This is a genomic window from Streptosporangium sp. NBC_01755 (assembly GCF_035917995.1).
GTDB lineage: Bacteria > Actinomycetota > Actinomycetes > Streptosporangiales > Streptosporangiaceae > Streptosporangium.
The window spans coordinates 1,886,616-1,903,209 of sequence record NZ_CP109131.1; the positions used below are offsets into that span (position 1 = coordinate 1,886,616).

Genomic DNA, 16,594 nt, shown 5'->3' on the forward strand with positions numbered 1-16,594 from the left:
TGGCGACGGGTCAGGCCGGGGAGGGGGAGTCCTCGTCCGGCCGGGTTCCCGGCGGGGCGCCCGTATCGGCCTGCGGGACCGGTCGCCCCGCTGGGAACCCGGCCGCCAGTTGCAGGCCGCAGGCGCCGAGCCCGGCCAGCAGCGGCAGCGTCCAGCCGCCGGAGAACTGGTAGAGCGCACCGACCAGGAGCGGCCCGAGCGCGGCCAGTACGTACCCGACGGACTGGGCGACGGCCGAGAGCGCGGTCACCGAGACCGGATCGGGGGCGCGGAGCGCGATGATGAGCAGGGCCAGCGCGATCGAGGCGCCCTGCCCCACCCCGAGGACGATCATCCAGAGCCACGGGAGGGTGGCCGGGGCGAACAGCACGCCGAGGTATCCGGCCACCGTGAGGAGGGTCGCGGCGGTGACGTACGGCACCTGCGACCGCGCGCGCCCGGCGAGGATCGGGACCGTGAAGGTGGCCGCCACCTGGGCCAGGTTGGTGAGGCCGAGCAGGTATCCGGCCTGGTCGGCGGGGAGCCCCGCGTCCTTGAAGATCGTCGGCAGCCAGGCCAGCATGACGTAGAAGGTCAGCGACTGCAGGCCCATGTAGGCGGTGACGTACCAGGTCATCCGGGTGCGGAGCAGCGGCGCGAACGGTCTGGGCGCGACCTCGGAGCGGGCGGGGCGGCGCAGTGCCTGGGGCAGCCAGAGCACTGCGGCGGCCAGCGCCGGGAGCGCGGCCATCGCGGTCACCTCGCGCCAGCCGTATCCGGTGGCACGCTCCAGCGGGACCACCAGCCCGGAGGCCGCGGCGGCGCCCAGCACCAGGCCGGAGACATAGACCCCGGTGAACAGGCCGACCCGCGCCGGGAAGTGCTGCTTGACCACGCCGGGCATCGTGACGTTCATGACGGCGATGGCCGTGCCGGCGACGGCCGCTCCCGCGTAGAGCGCGGGGACGCTTCCCGCGCTGCGCAGCGCCACCCCGACGGCCAGGATCAGCAGCCCGGCCATGAGCGTGCGGTCCAGGCCGAAACGGCGGGCGAGCAGCGGGGCGAGCGGGCCCAGCACGCCCAGGCAGACCACCATGACCGTGGTGATCGCTCCTCCCCCGGCGGCGCTCAGCCCGAGGTCGCCCATGATCTCGTCCAGCACCGGGGAGACGCCCGCCAGCGCGGGCCGCAGGTTGAGCGAGGCGAGCACGAAGCCCGCGATGAGCACCACCCGCGACACCCGCGACACACCGACCCCCCGCTCGACTATTGGCCAACCTTCCCACAGCCCGTTCGGTGGCCTGTGAGAAGGGGGCATGCCTCCCGACCGGCACCGCCGCGCAGCAGGCGATGGCCGGGCCGGGCGCCCCCAGCCGGTCTGGCCCAGGGCCGTCCACAGCTCGGCCGCCGGCGTGCGGTCGAAGAACCTCGTGGACTTGCCGAGGCGGATGGGGGTGGCGTCCACGCCGGCCGCCGGGTTGACCATCCGAACGAAGAGTCAGTATGTTCACCCAAAGAACAGTCGTTCGCATATCGAACAGCCGCGAAAGGGGCGCGATGGCCACGGTGGTTCCGCTCGCCGAGGCGGTGACCGAGCTCGTACACGACGGCGACAGCGTGGCGATGGAGGGTTTCACCCACCTCATCCCCTACGCGGCCGGGCACGAGATCATCCGGCAGAGACGCCGCGATCTCACCCTGATCAGGATGACCCCCGACCTGATCTACGACCAGATGATCGGGATGGGGTGCGCCGGCAGACTGGTCTTCTCCTGGGGCGGCAACCCCGGGGTGGGCTCGCTGCACCGCTTCCGCGACGCGGTGCAGAACCACTGGCCGGGTCCCCTGGAGATCGAGGAGCACAGCCACGCCGGCATCGCCAATGCCTATGTCGCCGGAGCCTCGGGACTGCCCTTCGCGGTGCTGCGCGGCTACCGGGGCACCGACCTGCCAGGCAGGACCGCCGACATCAGGCCGATCACCTGCCCGTTCACCGGCGAGGAGCTGACCGCGGTCCCGGCGATCAACCCGGACGTCGCGGTGATCCACGCGCAGCGCGCCGACCGGCGGGGCAACGTGCAGCTCTGGGGCATCACCGGCGTGCAGAAGGAGGCGGTCCTGGCCGCCCGCCGCTCGCTGGTCACCGTGGAGGAGCTCGTCGACGAGCTGGAGCCGCGCCCCGGCGCGATCGTGCTGCCCGGCTGGGCGATCACTCACGTCTCCGAGGCCCCCGGCGGTTCCCACCCCTCCTACAGCGCCGGGTACTCCAGCCGCGACAACGACTTCTACCTCGCCTGGGACGAGATCAGCCGCGACCGGGAGACCTTCGCGGCCTGGATGAGAGAGCACGTGCTTTGACGACCGCCCCCTCCCACAGCACCGGCTACACCTCCGACGAGATGATGACCGTGGCCGCGGCCCGGCGGCTGCGGGACGGCGGCTCATGCTTCGTCGGCATCGGCCTGCCCAGCGTCGCCGCCAACCTCGCCCGCCGTACGCACGCCCCCGGCCTGGTCCTCATCTACGAGTCCGGCACCATCGGCGCCAAACCCGACCGGCCGCCCCTGTCGATCGGGGACGGCGCGCTGGCCGACACCGCCGACGCCGTCGTCAGCGTGCCGGAGATCTTCAACTACTGGCTCCAGCCGGGCCGGATCGACGTCGGATTCCTAGGCGCCGCCCAGATCGACCGGTTCGCCAACATCAACACGACGGTGATCGGCCCCTACGACGACCCGAAGGTCCGGCTGCCCGGCGCGGGCGGGGCCCCCGAGATCGCCGCCTCCTGCCGCGAGGTGACGGTGGTCGTGCGGCAGAGCCGCCGCACGTTCGTCGACCGGGTGGACTTCGTGACCTCCGTGGGCTTCGGCTCGGGGCCCGGCGACCGCGAGCGCCTCGGCCTGCGCGGCAGCGGCCCCCGCACGATCATCACCGACCTGGGCATCCTGGAGCCCGACCCGGACACCTGCGAGCTGGTCCTCACCCACCTGCACCCCGGCGTCACCCTCGACGAGGCCCGCGCCGCCACCGGCTGGGCGCTGGCCGCCGCTCCCGGTCTCCGCGAGACCGCGCCCCCGGCCCCCGAGGAGCTCGCCGCCCTCCGCACTCTCACCGGCGGGAAGCCGTGAAGGACGCGCCGCGCGTGAGGCGTGCGGCACCGGGTAGGTCGCGCCCCCGGGGCGGCGAGGATGGTGTGGGACTCGCCGCCGTCCCCGGGGGCGTCGGCTTCTGGTCCGCCGTGAACGACATTCGAACCATCCGGAGGTGACCATGTCCGCTCCCGCCGCCGGGTTGTTCTCCGGGATGTTCGCCAGGGGCGGGGCCGCCGCACAGGTGTCGGACGTCGCGTGGCTGGCCGCCATGCTGGACGTCGAGTCCGCGCTGGCCGCCGCGCAGGCCGGGATCGGGCTGGTCCCCGCCGAGGTGCCCCCGGCAGTGGCCGCGGCCTGCCGTCCCGAGCTCTACGACCTCGCCGAGCTGGGCGCCGGGGCGGCCCGGAGCGGCAACCCCGTCATCGGCCTGGTCGCCGCCCTGCGGGCGCGGGTCGAGCCCGGCCTGCGACGGTTCGTGCACTACGGCGCCACCAGCCAGGACATCAACGACACCGCGGCGATGCTGCTCTCCCGCCGCGCCCTGGCCCCGGTCCTGGCCGACCTGTCCGCCTGCGCCGGGGCGTGCGCGCGACTGGCGTCCGAGCACCGCGGCAGCGTCATGGCCGGCCGTACGGTCGGCCAGCACGCCGTACCGATCACGTTCGGGCTGAAGGTGGCGGGCTGGCTGAGCGCGCTGGACCGCTCCCGGACCGAGCTGGCGCGGGTGCCGCTGCCGGCCCAGTACGGCGGGGCGGCGGGCACCCTGTCGGTCCTCGGCGAGCGGGGCCACGAGGTGCCGCCGCTGCTCGCGGCCGAGCTCGGCCTGGCCGAGCCGGTCGTTCCCTGGCACACCGACCGGACCCCGGTCGTCCGGCTCGCCTGCGCGCTCGGCACCGTCGCGGGGACGCTCGGCAAGATCGCGAACGATGTGAAGCTGCTGGCCCAGACCGAGGTGGCGGAGGTCGCCGAGCCCACCGGGCCCGGACGGGGTACCTCCAGCGCGATGCCACACAAGCGGAACCCGGTGGGTTCGATGTCGGTACTCGCCTGCGTCCAGCGGGTACCCGGGCTGGTCGCCTCCCTCCTCGGCGGCATGGTCGCCGAGCACGAGCGCGCGGCCGGCCCCTGGCAGGCCGAGTGGGAGACGCTGGGCGAGCTGCTCCGGCTCACCGGCAGCGCCGCCTGCTGGCTACGCGAGGTGCTGGAGGGCCTGACCGTGGACACCGCCAGGATGCGCGCCAACCTCGACGCGACCCGGGGGCTGCTGATGGCCGAGCAGGTGGTCGTCCGGCTCGGCGGCACTCCGCAGCACCGGCGGCTGGTGGACGCCGCCTGCGCCCGCGCCGCCGCCGAGGGCCTGGCGCTGCGAGAGGTCCTGCTCACCGATCCCGGCGTCTCGCTGACCGCCGAGGAGATCGACGCGGCCCTCGACCCGGCGGGTGCCCTGGGCTCCGCCGCCGCCTTCGTCGACCGGGCGCTCGCCGCCCACGAGAACAGCGGCCGACGCCCCACGCCCGAGGAGATGTGATGAGCACGGGTGAGACCAGGGACACGAACGGCTGGGAGGCCGGGGACGCGACGCGCCGGGCCGTGCTCGGTGACCAGCACGTGGACCGCGCCACCGCGAGCGCCACCCCGTTCACCGCCGACTTCCAGGACTTCATCACCAGGTACGCCTGGGGGGAGATCTGGACCCGCCCCGGCCTGGACCGGCGCACCCGCAGCTGCATCACCCTCGCCATGCTGGCCACGCTCGGGCAGGAGCACGAACTGGCCATGCACGTGCGGGCCGCGCTCCGCGTCGGTCTCACCGAAGAGGAGATCAAGGAGGTGCTGCTGCAGACCGCGATCTACGCTGGCGTACCCGCCGCGAACCGGGCGTTCGCGGTGGCACGGGCGGCACTGGAGTTCGATCGGAACGAGGAGGACGGCGATGATCGAACCGGTTGACCGCGGCTCCGACCACGTGCAGTCGCTGGCGCGCGGGCTCTCGGTGATCAAGGCGTTCAGCGCGACGAGCCCCGAGCTGACGCTCAGCGAGGTCGCCCGCGCGACCGGCCTGACCAGGGCGGCGGCCCGGCGGTTCCTGCTGACGCTCGTCGACCTCGGCTACGTCAGGACCGACGGGCGGCTGTTCGCGCTCTCCCCCCGCGTCCTGGACCTCGGATACGCCTACCTGTCCGGCCTCTCCCTGCCCGAGATGGCCGAGCCGCACCTCGAACGGCTGGTCACCGAGGTGCGCGAGTCGGCGTCGGTGGCCGTGCTCGACGGCGAGGACGTCGTCTACGTGGCCCGGGTGGCCACCACCCGGATCATGCGGGTGACCATCAACATCGGCACCCGCTTCCCGGCCCACTGCACCTCGATGGGCCGGGTGCTGCTCGCCTGGCTGCCCCCGGACGAGTTGGACGCCTACCTGGAACGCGCCGAACTGCGCAGGTTCACTCCAAAAACCATCACGACCTCCGATGCGCTCCGAGCCGAGCTGGACAGGGTCCGCTCCCAGGGCTGGGCGATGGTCGACCAGGAGCTGGAGGAGGGGCTGCGCTCGATCGCCGTGCCGATCCGCGATCGCTCCGGCCGGGTGGCCGCCGCGATGAACATCTCCTCCCACGCGAGCCGTACGACCCCCGAGTCCGCCCGCCGTGACCTGTTGCCTTCGCTGCTCGCGGCGGCCGCCCGGGCTGAGGCCGATCTACACGCGGCCGGGATGGCGGGAAGCACCACCCGGACATCCTGGAGAGAAACGTCCTGAGTCGTTCCCGCCCGCGGTCACGCCTGGCGGCTGTCGTACGCCTCGCGCGCCGCGCCGATCTCGCCCACGGAGCCTTCGAGTAGGTCCGCGAGGTCGCGCAGGCGCTCGGCGACACGGGCTCCGAGAGGGGTCAGGGAGTATTCCACCCGGGCGGGTATCACCGTGAGGACCTCGCGGGTGACCATGCCGTCCCGTTCAAGGGTCTGCAGGGTCTGCGCCAGCATCTTCTCGCTCACACCCGCCACGCACAAGGCCACCGAGATCGTGCTGCGCGAGTCCGGCGTCCCGTTCACCCTGCTGCGCAACGGCTGGTACACCGAGAACTACACCGGTCAACTCGGCCAGTACCTTGAGCGCGGCGAGATCCTCGGGGCCGTCGGCGACGGGCGGATCGCCGCCGCCACCCGGGCCGACTACGCCGCCGCCGCTGCCGCCGTACTGACCGACGAGGGGCACGACAACGCCGTCTACGAGCTGGGCGGCACACCGTTCACCATGGAGGAGCTCGCCGCGACGATCACCGAGGTGACCGGGACGAAGGTCGTGTACCGCGACATCACGGTCCCCGAACTGGCCGGCGTCCTCCAGTCCGCCGGCCTCGACGAGGGCACCGCCCACTTCGTCGCCTCCCTGGACGAGGCCACCGCGCGCGGCGACCTCGACACCCCCGGCGACGACCTCGGCCGCCTGATCGGCCGGCCCGGCACATCGCCGGCCGACGCGGTACGGGCCACCACGTCCTGACCCGGAGCTCATCGACGACCTTCACCACTCGATCACCGAAGGCGACGCCGATTGGATGATGTGGCAACCGGCCCTGGCCCACACCATGACCAGCACCGACCCCCCGCAACCGGACAACGGCCGTGGGAGCCAGGAGATATCTCATGCCCCCACGCCGGTCGGGGACCCCCAGGGCTGCCGACGGCGTCCTGGCCCGATGGGGCTACGTAGGAGCGCGGCGATGTCCCTGGCCCCGCTCGTTGATCACCGTGTCCTCGCGTGGGGCTAATACCTCTCGCATCGTCTCTTGTCGTAAGCATTCACGTCCAGCGCATTCCGGGGTTGCATGCTCGCGCTATGTGATCGTCCTTAAAGATGAGTCATCGCGGACGGTAACCGGGGTCAGGTCGATGCCGGGTCGGGCGGCATCCAGGCGCGGCCCAGTAACGCGTCGCGGATCGTCGTCATGACGTCGACACCGTGTTTGGCGGCGGTGGAATCGCCGCGTCCAGCGCGTCGGCGTCCAGCTCGGCCAGGACCCGGCGGAAGGTCCGTTCGCTGGGCACGGTGAACCGGCCGGTGAACGGATCACGGTAGGCACCCAGCCGCTCCAACACCGCTTGCGAGGTCCGGGCGGCCCACTGCCGGATCGCCGCCACGCTGTCGCCGCCGCCTGTCGGGCGACCACGGCACTCCCGAGAGGGTCGAGCTGCCGACCAGGCTCATCCCCCGGGGCTCGGGGGAACTCCCTGCTTAGGACCAGTGCGCGGGGCGGGTGAGTGCGGCGGGCAGCTTGGTCGCGGCGTCTCCCCTGGCCGCGTTGACCTGGGCCTGGGTGAGGAAAATGCTCCCGGTGAGGTCGGCACCGCGCAGGTCGGCGTCACGGAAGTCCACCCCGATGAGGTCGGCCGTACGCAGGTCGGCGTTCCGCAGGTCGGCCGCGATGAGGTAGGCCCCGCGCAGGTTGGCCCCCCGCAGGTTGGCGCCCTTGAGCCGGGCCCCGATGAGATCGGCTCCCCGGTGATTCTTCTTGCGGCCGGGCACCTCGGCCCGTACCAGCTCGCTGGTGCGGAGCAGCAGGGCGTTGACACCCTGACGGACCATTGCCACGTCCGTTTTCGCGAGCGTTTCCGCACTGCCGTGCGTGAGGCGTTCGGTGTCGTCCAGCGCGTGACGGAGATCATCGTGGATGGGGCGGGCCTGCGGCAGCGCCAGTGCCTCGGTCAGGTACCGGAGCAGCTCGTGGAGCTGCCGCATGACGGGAAACACCTCGAACATCTTCCCGGCGGTGCCCGGAGCCTGCCGCCAGTCCTGTCCGCCGAAGGTGATCTGGGAGACCTGCTGTCCCGCGCCGAAGCAGTCGAAGACCGTGCAGCCGGGAAAGCCCCGCTCGCGGAGGTTCGCGTGGATGCCGCAGCGGAAGTCCGCCCGCAGGTTCACGCACGGTTTCCCCGCGTCCTTGTCGATCGCGAAATCGGCCGAGGCGGCGAAGGGCAGCGCGACACAGCACAGCCCGAAGCAGTTCGCACAGTCGGCCCGCAGGCGGGCACTGTCTCCGACGGCCGAGGGGACTTCGCGCTTCTGGGACAACGTAGATGATCTCCTACCGCGAGGTGGGACGTTCCGAACGAATCTCCATTCTCGCCGACCGCAGGCCGCCCGATGTTCCGAGCCCGTCCTGGCCGGCGGCGAGCGCCCCGCATACGCCAAGGCTCCTACCACGGTTCCGGCCGCACCGTCCTCTACCACCGCACCCCCCTGGGCGACTCCCTGATCGGCCGCTCACCGGCCCTCGACGCTTCCTCATGAGGCCTCTCCCGTACGGGTCTGACACGAAAATAGAGTGAACCGTCCAGCCGCACTGGGCGGTGGCGCCTCAGCCTGATTCCCTCTCGCCGGTCGCGGCGTCGGCGTCCGCCGGCCAGGTCGCCACCACATCGATCGCCCATTCCGCCCAGGAGATCATCGCTTCCAGGCGCCGGATGCCGGCTTCGAGGCCGAGCAGGGACGCCCGGTCGGCGGGCCGGCTGAGATCGAGTCCCTTCCTCAGGACCCGCATGCCCCGCAGTCGCGCCCGGTGGTATTCCATCTCCTCCCGGAGGAAAGCCCGGGCCTCCTCCGGCTTGATGAGCCATAGCGCGAATGGTCGAAGCGGCGAGAGGGCGCGCAGCCGAACGGCGTGACCCACCGTGCGGCCCGGCGGCTACGGGCCGACTCCTACGTGGGGATCGTCTTCGGCCCGTCGTGAACACCGGGACGGCTCCGGCGAACAGCTCAGACGCGCTGGACCGCCCCGTCGGAAAGTGCCACGACGGTGACGCCGAAGTCATGAATGGTCGCCGCCAGCTCCTCGGGTGAGAGGCCCGGGGCCACGACGACCAGGGAGCCGCGCATCAACGCCAGCCCGATCAGGGTGGTCAGGGCCAGGCTGCACCTCAGTGGCCAGGTCACCAGGAGGACGTCGGACTTCTCCAGCTCGGCGCCCCTGTCGAGCAGGCCCATCCGCGTGATCAGATCCTGGTGGGTGAGCACCCCTCCGTCCTCGATCAGCAGGGCGGGCTGCACCGCCGGGTCGAGGAAGGGCAGCGGGACGGGCTCCAGGAGCAGCAGGTCGGCGAAGTCGACGGTGTCGCGGGCCGGGCCGAACGCGATCACCTGCCGGACCCGTGAGTCCTCCACGGCCCGCAACGAGGCGTCCGCCAGGCGCGGGGTGGTGATGAGCAGCCGCGCCTCCCACTCGGCCAGCAGGTCGGCCATCTCCTCACACCCCGAGGTGATCGGCGCCGCCACCCCTCCGGCCGCGATGACCGTGTGCACCGCCAGCGTCTGGGCCACCGCGCTGTCCACGTGGATCCCGGCCACCTGACGCCGCCGTGCCCCCCGCCGCACCAGGCCCGAGGCTCCTCGGGTCACCTCCGCGGCCAACCGGCGGTAGCCGTACACCGTTCCCGCGCCGAGGTCGATCAGTGCCGGCCGATCACCTCGCCCGTGCGCGTAGCCGAACACCGCCTCGGTGAGTGTGCAGCTGGTGGACGGCGAGGTGGGTCTCATTCCGATGAGGGTAGGGCGGCCTGTCCACAGGGGCATCGACAGATGTATGTAGATGACTGTGTATTCGGCCCCGTGACGCCCCGTGACGCCCCGAGCCGCACTCCCCTGGAAAAGCAGCGCCCCCGAGAGCAGCGCCCCAGAGAGCAGCGCCCCCGGAAAACAGTTCCCCAAAAAACAGCGCCTCCGAAGCGGTGTCCCGGAAACGATGTCCCGGAAACGATGTCCCGGAAACGGAAGGCGGGCCCGAGCCCTGCGCGACTCGAGCCCGCTGCCGCGTGCGGCCCTTGGCTCCGGCCCCCACCCCTCCGAGGGGACCTCACCGTCTACCGGGACACGCGACGTCCGCAACGTGCTCGACCGAGACGTCCGGGATGGTGTGGACCTGCCGTCCCGGACCGGAACTGTGACCGGCACGGTGCGGAAGGCTGGACGTCATCGGTCGAACACCAGGAAAACGTACGGCGAGCGGCGGCCCCGGAACATACTCCGGACTAGGTATCCCGAGATGTATCTTCACGCCCGCACATGTGTAGCCCGAGGTATGTAGTGGCCCGAGCCGAGCGTGCGGGCCGGTGCGGTGGCCGGGCGGTGGCGGCCGGGAAGCGATGGCCGGGAATCCGCACCGGATTCCCGGGCGGTCCCAGCCCGGGGGTGTCTTCCGAGGTGGCGCGCCGCCGTGCCCGGCGAGCGTGAACGAACACCGCGCTAAGGACGGTTCTGCTCGACGACCCAGGTGGCGACCTGCGTACGGGAGGAGAAGCCGAGCTTGGCCAGGATGTTGGCGACGTGCCTGGCCGCGGTGGCGGGGCTGATCACCAGCTCGTCGGCGATGGCCCTGTTGCTCATTCCCCTGGCGATCAGTTCGGCGATCTCCGCCTCTCTGCAGGTGAGCGTGGTCAGCGGGGCGGCGACCGGAGGCTTGCCGAGCAGGACGGGCGTCTCGTACGGCTCGTCGAGCTGGAGCGCGTAGCGGACCGCCCGCTCCTGGGACATCTCCTGGCCGTGCGCCCACAGCTGGGCGACCAGCACGTCACCGAGGCGCACCCGGGCGGGCTGGAGCAGCTCCTCCATCCGTGCCCCGAACCCGGGCGGCAGCACGGCTCCGCTCATCGCGCTCCTGATCGCGGCGGAGGCGCCGGCCAGGCGCACCGCCCTGCGGTCGTCCTCCTCGGCGAGCGCGAGCTGGGCGAGTGTCTCGATCCGGCGGGCCACGCCGAGCCGCTGCCCGGTCCCGATGCAGAGCCGCAGGCTCTCGATCAGCCTGGTCCGCGCGGTGACGAGGTCTCCCTGGGCCAGGGCGATCCGGCCAAGACCTGACAGGCAGGTGATGGACTGCCAGTGGGCGGTGATGTCCTGGAGCATGTCGAGGGCGCGCTCGTAGTGGGCGCGGGCCTCCGCCAGGTCGCCGCGGAGCCAGGCGACCTGGGCCAGGCCGATGAGGGCCACCGGCGCGGCCCAGTGGTTGTCGAGCTCGTGGGCGATGGCCAGCGCGGCCTCGAAGGAGCGCTGCGATTCCTTCGCCCTGCCCTCCGACAGCGCGAAGGTGCCCTCCATGGAGCGGATGACCGTTTCGTGCCACGGGTCGTCGACGGTGTGCACGGCCTCCAGTGCCTCGTCCAGCAGGGACCTGGCCCTCTCCGGGCGGCGTTGGTAGATCGCCACCCAGGCGAGGATGGCCAGCGCGCCGCTGAGCGGCCCGGGCAGGCCCGTCTCGCGGCACAGCTCGACCGCCGCGGTGCAGGCGATCTGCGCGGTGTCCGGGTCGCCCTGCCCGAAGGCCACCTGCCCGCGCAGCGCGAGGGCGTCGCCGCGCACGTACGGCGCCAGCTCCTCGGGCGCGGTGTCGAGCAGGCGGTCGAGCCACTTGTCGGTCGGGGTGAACCTCCCCCCGGCGATGATCGGCCAGCGGAGCAGCACCAGAAGGCGGAGCGCGCTCTCCGGGTCGCTCGCGGCCTCGACGGACCAGCGCACCGCCGCCCAGACGTTGGCCTGCAGCTCGTCCAGCATGACCAGCATCGGGCAGATCTCGGTCCAGGTGGGCCGGGGCCGCCGGACTATCGTCTGGTGGATCCGGGCGGCGAGCTCGATCATGTGGTCGCGGTGCAGCCGCCGGAACTCGGGTTCCTCGCCGGAGGCTTCGAGCTGCTCCGCGGCGTACTCGCGGATCGTCTCCAGCATGCGGTATCGCGTCTCGCCCGCGACCTCGGCGTCGGCCAGGACCAGCGACTTGTCGACCAGGTCGCAGAGCACCCCCAGGACGTCCTCGGCCCGCAGAGCGCTGCCCGCGCAGACCTGCTCGGCCATGTCGAGCGTCCACCCGCCGGTGAAGACCGCCAACCGCCGCAGCAGGATCCGCTCGGGCTCGTTGAGCAGCTGGTAGCTCCAGTCGACCGTCGCCCGGAGCGTCTGCTGCCTGGCCGGGGCCGTTCTGTCGCCCACCGACAGCAGCCGGAACCGGTCCTGGATCCTGGCGTTGATCTGCTCCACGGTCAGCACCCTGCACAGGGCGGCGGCGAGCTCGATGGCGAGCGGCATCCCGTCGAGCGCCGCGCAGAGCCCGGCGATGTCCGCCGCGTTCTGCTCGGTCATGGCGAAGCCCCGCGAGGCGGCGGTGGCACGGTCGACGAAGAGCCGCACCGCCTCGCTGGCGCCGACGTCACGGCCTTCGCCCCTGGGCAGGCTGAGCGGCGGCACCCGCCACACGGTCTCCCCTGCCACCCGCAGGGGCTCGCGGCTGGTCGTGAGCACCCGCACGTCCGGGCAGACGGTGAGCACGGCGCGGCAGAACCTGGCGGACTCCTCGATGAGCGACTCGCAGTTGTCCATGACCAGCAGCAGCCGCCGTTCGCCGAGCGCGTCGATCAGGGTGTCGGCCAGCGCGCGGGACGGCTCGGCCTTGACCCCGAGCACGGCGGCCACCCGGGGCTCGATCAGGTCGCCCGGCACCGCGTCGGCCAGCTCGACCAGCCAGGAACCACCGGGGAACTCCCCCGCCAGCTGGGTCGCGACCCGGACCGCCAGCCTGCTCTTGCCGATGCCGCCCGCCCCGCAGAGCGTCACCACCCGGGCGACGCTCAGCAGGTCTGCGAGTTCTTCCACGTCGGCTTCACGCCCCACGAAGCCGTTGGGTTCGAGAGGCAGGTTGCCTCCGGTGAGGGAAGCGTGTGCGGTGTCCTGGGTCATCGGCTCTTAAAGAGGTCGCGGGTAGAACCGTCACAGAAAGTGTGACATCAATTACCGAACCATGCCCAGTCTTAGACCATTTCCGGCCTACAGATCATCCCGTCCCGGCACGTTCCGCCTCACCCGCCACTCGGCCGTGACCGCTCACCCCGCCTCGGGACGGCGATCCATCGAGAATCATGACGCTCCGCATTTGATGTGATTCCGAAAGTGACCGACGGTCCGGCCGGGGACGGTGGCGGTTCGAATACGAGGCGACGTCGACCGTAACCGGCCATTCGATGGCCATCGCCGGTGCGGCGGCTCACACTGCTCGCATGGCAGACTCCCCCACCGATCCGGCCCCCGAGCTTGGCGAGCTCAGCCTCTCCGAGTGGTACGCGCACACCGACAAGATGGCGAAGGTCGGTTTCCTAACCATCGCCCGCAGGCTGCCCGCACTGGTGTCGCAGGCCGTCAGGCTGGCCTGGCTGGCCAGCCCTCGTGACACCTCCGTCGCGATCACCCTGAGCCTGTTCGGCGGGGTGTTCACCGCGTTCGGGCTGCTCGCCACGACCGGGGTGCTGTCGGCGCTGTTCGAGGCGGGCCCGACCCCCGAGCGAGTGCGGGCCGCCTTACCGAGCCTGATCCTGGTGGGCGTGGCCGCGGCCCTGCGTACCCTCGCTCAGGCGGGCGCGGGCTGGGCTCAGTCGCGGTTGGAGCCCCAGGTCGGCCGGATCGCCGAGGAGCGCCTGTACGGGCTGACCAGCCAGGTCGGCCTGGCGGCCTTCGACGACCCCGACTTCCACGACACGCTCCAGCGGGCCAGGGCGCGCGGGGTGTCCATGGCGGACGAGGTGGTGGCCACGGCCATCAACGCGCTGACCGCGATCATCGGCATCGTCGCCGCCGCGGGCGTGCTGGGGGTGCTCCACCCGGTCCTGCTGCCGCTGCTGGTGCTGGCGGTGCTGCCCGACGCCTGGGCCGCGGTCCGCTCCGCGCGCATGCGCTACACCACCATGTACGCGTTGATCCCCGCCCGCCGCCGAAAGTGGATCATCGCGGAACTGCTCGCGGAGCGCGAACCCGCCGCCGAGGTGCGCTCGTTCACCATGCGCGGCTTCCTGATGCGGATGTACGACGCGGTGGCCACCGCCGAGCAGACGGTCATGCTCGGCCTGGCTCGGCGGCAGGTGCTCGCGAAGGTCGTCGGCGAGGCACTGGGCGGGGTCGGCACCGCCGTGGTCTACGTGGCCCTGGGCGTGCTGCTCGCGATGGGCGCGGTCCCGCTGGCGGTGGCGGGCACCGCCGTGCTGGCCATCCGCTCGGGCCAGACCTATCTGGCCAACCTGATGTACGCCACGAACCGCCTCTACGAGGAGGGGCTGTACTTCACCGACTTCCTCGACTTCTGCGCGGAGGCGGAGCGCAGACTACCCTCCGGGCGCCCGGCGCGGGCGCCGGAGAGCTTCGAGCGGATCACCGCCGAGGACGTCGTCTTCACCTACCCGGGCTCCGCCGTCCCCGCGCTCCGGGGGCTCACGATGCGCATCGACAGGGGCGAGGTGGTCGCCCTCGTCGGGGAGAACGGCTCGGGCAAGACCACGCTGGCCAAGCTCCTGTCCGGGCTGTACGAGCCGGACGGCGGCCGGGTCAGCTGGGACGACACCGATCTGGCCGGTGTCGATCCCGACGAGTTGCGACACCGCATCGCGGTCATCGCCCAGGACCACACCCGCTGGCCGCTGACCGCCCGCTACAACATCAGCATGGGCACCGACAAGGGCGAGCCCGCGCTCGTCGCGGCGGCCGAGGTCGCGGGCGCCGACCAGGTGGTGGCCGAGCTGCCGCACGGTTACAGCACCCTGCTCGACCGGCGCTTCAAGGACGGCCAGGAGCTGTCCGGCGGCCAGTGGCAGCGGATCGCGGTGGCCCGCGGCTTCCATCGGGACGCTCCGCTGCTGATCTGCGACGAGCCCACCGCGGCCCTGGACGCCCGTGCCGAGCACGCCCTGTTCGAACGCATCCGGCAGCACGCCGACGGGCGCACCGTCCTGCTGATCACCCACCGGCTGGCCAGCGTCCGCTACGCCGACCGGATCTACGTCCTGGACCACGGCAAGGTCGTCGAGCACGGCACCCACGAAGAGCTCATGGACCTCGACGGGCTGTACGCCGACCTCTACGGCCTCCAGGCCAGGGCCTACTCGGCCTGACCGCCCAGGACCGCCTCCATGACGGCTCTGGCGATGGGCGCCGCCACCTGCCCGCCTGACCCGCCGCCCTCGACCAGGACCCCCACGGCGACCCGGGGGGAGACGGCCGGGGCGAAGCCGGTGAAGAGCGCGTGGTCCTTGCCCTTGGCGGAGTTCTCCGCGGTGCCGGTCTTGCCGGCGACCTTCACCCCCCGGATGGCCGCGGCGGCGCCGGTCCCCCCCTTCCCGGTGGCGGCGACCATCATCAGGGTGAGCCGTTCGGCCTCCTCGGCGCCGAACACGCGGCGGTACGCCGACGACTCGACCTCGTCGATCACCGTGCCGTCGGCGAGACGTACGTCCTCCACGAGGTGGGGGCGCATCAGCGAACCGTCGTTGGCCACGGCCGCCGCGATCATCGCGATCATGAGCGGAGTGGCCCGGACGTCGAACTGGCCAAGCGCCGACATCGCGGTCTGCGCGTCGTCCAACACGGGAGGGTAGACGCTCCTGGCCACCGGCATCGGTATCTCCAGGTCGTCGGTGTCGAACCCGAACGCCTCGGCCTGCTCGCGCAACACGTCCTGGCCGAGGTCGACCCCGATCTTCGCGAAGGGGGTGTTGCACGAGAGCTTGAACGCCTGGAGCAGCGGCGGGTTGCCGTTGCCGCAGCTACGGCCGCCGAAATTGCGCAGGTAGGTGCCGGTGCCGGGGAGGCGCAGGAATACCGGGGCGCTGACCCGGGTGCCGGGGCCGTACCGCCCGGAGCGGAGCGCCGCCGCACCGGTGACGACCTTGAAGGTGGATCCCGGCGGATAGTTCCGCTGGATCGCCCGGTTCAGCAGCGGGTCCGCGGGATCACCCTGCAACCGCTTGTAGACCCGGTCGAGCTTGGCCGTGTCGAAGCTCGCGTACAGGTTCGGATCGTACGAGGGCAGCGAGACCATGGCCAGGATCGCGCCGGTGCGGGGATTGAGCGCGACGACGGCACCGGGCTTTCCGGTGGCGCGCAGCCCGTCGTAGGCGGCCCGCTGGGCACCGCGATCGACGGTGAGCCGGAGCGTGGCGCCGCCACGGGTGCCGCCGACCAGCCCGCGCACCTTCACCCGGGGGTCGCTTCCCGAGAGCAGAGCCTCCTCGGCCTGCTCGATGCCCCCGCTGCCGTGGAGCGAGAAGTGCCCGGTGATCGCCGCGTAGAGCGGGCCTCCAGGGTAGGAGCGCCGATACCGGTACGTGGCGCTTTTAGCCTTGCGGCTGGTCGCGATGACCGTGCCGTCGTGGAGCAGGATCCGACCCCTGGGGCTGTGAAAGCGAGCGATCATCGTCCGCTGGTTGCGCGGGTCCTCGTTGAGCCGCTCGGAGTCCAGGCCCTGAAGGTAGGTCACGTTGGCGAGGAGAGCGAACAGCATCCCCCCGCACATCAGGGCGACGTGCCGCAGCGGGATGTTGATCCGGCGTGCGCGCGGTGCGACCATGGCCCCTCCCCGATACCGGTTTAACAGCCGGACCGAAAAGGGTGCCTCGACCAGCGGCAAAGCCGCCGTACGGGTTCCGATCGACCAATAAGCCGTAGGATTTACCGCCGTACGGCTTCCAGTGGCCCCGCACCGAACGTCGGCCGGGAGGCTCCCGTCAGG

Annotated in this window: 15 protein-coding genes; 7 read left to right on the forward strand and 8 right to left on the reverse strand. The window is 71.9% G+C overall.

Annotated features, from left to right (window positions below; genetic code table 11):
* Positions 1 to 10: 10 nt before the first annotated feature.
* Entirely contained in the window at positions 11 to 1,465 is a 1,455-nt protein-coding gene (locus OG884_RS08505; RefSeq protein ID WP_326643846.1) for a CynX/NimT family MFS transporter, read from the reverse strand.
* A gap of 71 nt (positions 1,466 to 1,536) precedes the next feature.
* On the opposite strand from OG884_RS08505, the gene OG884_RS08510 reads away from it, so the two are divergent.
* From OG884_RS08510 to OG884_RS08530, 5 genes are all read left to right on the forward strand, one after another.
* Positions 1,537 to 2,337, forward strand: a complete 801-nt coding sequence (locus tag OG884_RS08510) for a CoA transferase subunit A (protein WP_326643848.1) — start codon at positions 1,537 to 1,539, stop codon at positions 2,335 to 2,337.
* 41 nt (positions 2,338 to 2,378) lie between these two features.
* On the forward strand, positions 2,379 to 3,107 hold the full coding sequence (locus OG884_RS08515) for a CoA-transferase subunit beta (protein ID WP_326646878.1): 729 nt from the start codon (positions 2,379 to 2,381) through the stop codon (positions 3,105 to 3,107).
* 142 nt (positions 3,108 to 3,249) lie between these two features.
* Entirely contained in the window at positions 3,250 to 4,599 is a 1,350-nt protein-coding gene (gene pcaB / locus OG884_RS08520) for a 3-carboxy-cis,cis-muconate cycloisomerase (RefSeq protein WP_326646879.1), read from the forward strand.
* The gene (gene pcaC / locus OG884_RS08525) at positions 4,599 to 5,021 is read left to right on the forward strand and encodes a 4-carboxymuconolactone decarboxylase (protein WP_326643849.1); all 423 of its coding nucleotides are present in this window, start codon (positions 4,599 to 4,601) and stop codon (positions 5,019 to 5,021) included. Before pcaB ends, pcaC begins: the two co-directional genes overlap by 1 nt.
* Positions 5,005 to 5,826, forward strand: coding sequence for an IclR family transcriptional regulator domain-containing protein (locus OG884_RS08530; RefSeq protein WP_326643850.1), 822 nt, complete (start codon positions 5,005 to 5,007; stop codon positions 5,824 to 5,826). The genes pcaC and OG884_RS08530 overlap by 17 nt, the downstream gene beginning before the upstream one ends.
* A 17-nt stretch (positions 5,827 to 5,843) precedes the next feature.
* Here OG884_RS08530 and OG884_RS08535 read toward each other — a convergent pair whose 3' ends face one another.
* Positions 5,844 to 6,062, reverse strand: coding sequence for a winged helix-turn-helix transcriptional regulator (locus tag OG884_RS08535; RefSeq protein WP_326643852.1), 219 nt, complete (start codon positions 6,060 to 6,062; stop codon positions 5,844 to 5,846).
* 28 nt (positions 6,063 to 6,090) lie between these two features.
* Here OG884_RS08535 and OG884_RS08540 point away from each other — a divergent pair, with 28 nt between their 5' ends.
* Complete coding sequence (locus OG884_RS08540; RefSeq protein WP_326643853.1) at positions 6,091 to 6,570, forward strand: hypothetical protein; 480 nt, start codon at positions 6,091 to 6,093, stop codon at positions 6,568 to 6,570.
* Positions 6,571 to 7,013: 443 nt separating this feature from the next.
* Here the strand turns inward: OG884_RS08540 and OG884_RS08545 are convergent, their stop codons facing one another.
* The 5 genes from OG884_RS08545 to OG884_RS08565 all read right to left on the reverse strand — a co-directional run bounded on the left by OG884_RS08545 (position 7,014) and on the right by OG884_RS08565 (position 12,783).
* Positions 7,014 to 7,208 (reverse strand): hypothetical protein, encoded by a 195-nt coding sequence (locus OG884_RS08545; protein WP_326643855.1) that lies wholly within the window; start codon positions 7,206 to 7,208, stop codon positions 7,014 to 7,016.
* Positions 7,209 to 7,302: 94 nt separating this feature from the next.
* Positions 7,303 to 8,139 carry a pentapeptide repeat-containing protein gene (locus OG884_RS08550; RefSeq protein ID WP_326643857.1) on the reverse strand — a complete coding sequence of 279 codons (837 nt, stop codon included), beginning with the start codon at positions 8,137 to 8,139 and terminating at the stop codon, positions 7,303 to 7,305.
* A 286-nt stretch (positions 8,140 to 8,425) separates the two neighbouring features.
* The gene (locus OG884_RS08555) at positions 8,426 to 8,737 is read right to left on the reverse strand and encodes a hypothetical protein (RefSeq protein WP_326643859.1); all 312 of its coding nucleotides are present in this window, start codon (positions 8,735 to 8,737) and stop codon (positions 8,426 to 8,428) included.
* A gap of 86 nt (positions 8,738 to 8,823) precedes the next feature.
* Positions 8,824 to 9,600 (reverse strand): AMP-binding protein, encoded by a 777-nt coding sequence (locus OG884_RS08560; protein ID WP_326643861.1) that lies wholly within the window; start codon positions 9,598 to 9,600, stop codon positions 8,824 to 8,826.
* A 705-nt stretch (positions 9,601 to 10,305) separates the two neighbouring features.
* The gene (locus tag OG884_RS08565) at positions 10,306 to 12,783 is read right to left on the reverse strand and encodes an ATP-binding protein (protein ID WP_326643863.1); all 2,478 of its coding nucleotides are present in this window, start codon (positions 12,781 to 12,783) and stop codon (positions 10,306 to 10,308) included.
* Between the two features lie 317 nt (positions 12,784 to 13,100).
* On the opposite strand from OG884_RS08565, the gene OG884_RS08570 reads away from it, so the two are divergent.
* Positions 13,101 to 14,978 (forward strand): ABC transporter ATP-binding protein, encoded by a 1,878-nt coding sequence (locus tag OG884_RS08570; protein WP_326643865.1) that lies wholly within the window; start codon positions 13,101 to 13,103, stop codon positions 14,976 to 14,978.
* On the opposite strand, the gene OG884_RS08575 is transcribed toward OG884_RS08570, so the two are convergent.
* Entirely contained in the window at positions 14,966 to 16,432 is a 1,467-nt protein-coding gene (locus tag OG884_RS08575) for a peptidoglycan D,D-transpeptidase FtsI family protein (RefSeq protein WP_326643866.1), read from the reverse strand. The two genes, OG884_RS08570 and OG884_RS08575, sit on opposite strands and share 13 nt — an antisense overlap.
* Between the last annotated feature and the right edge of the window lie 162 nt (positions 16,433 to 16,594).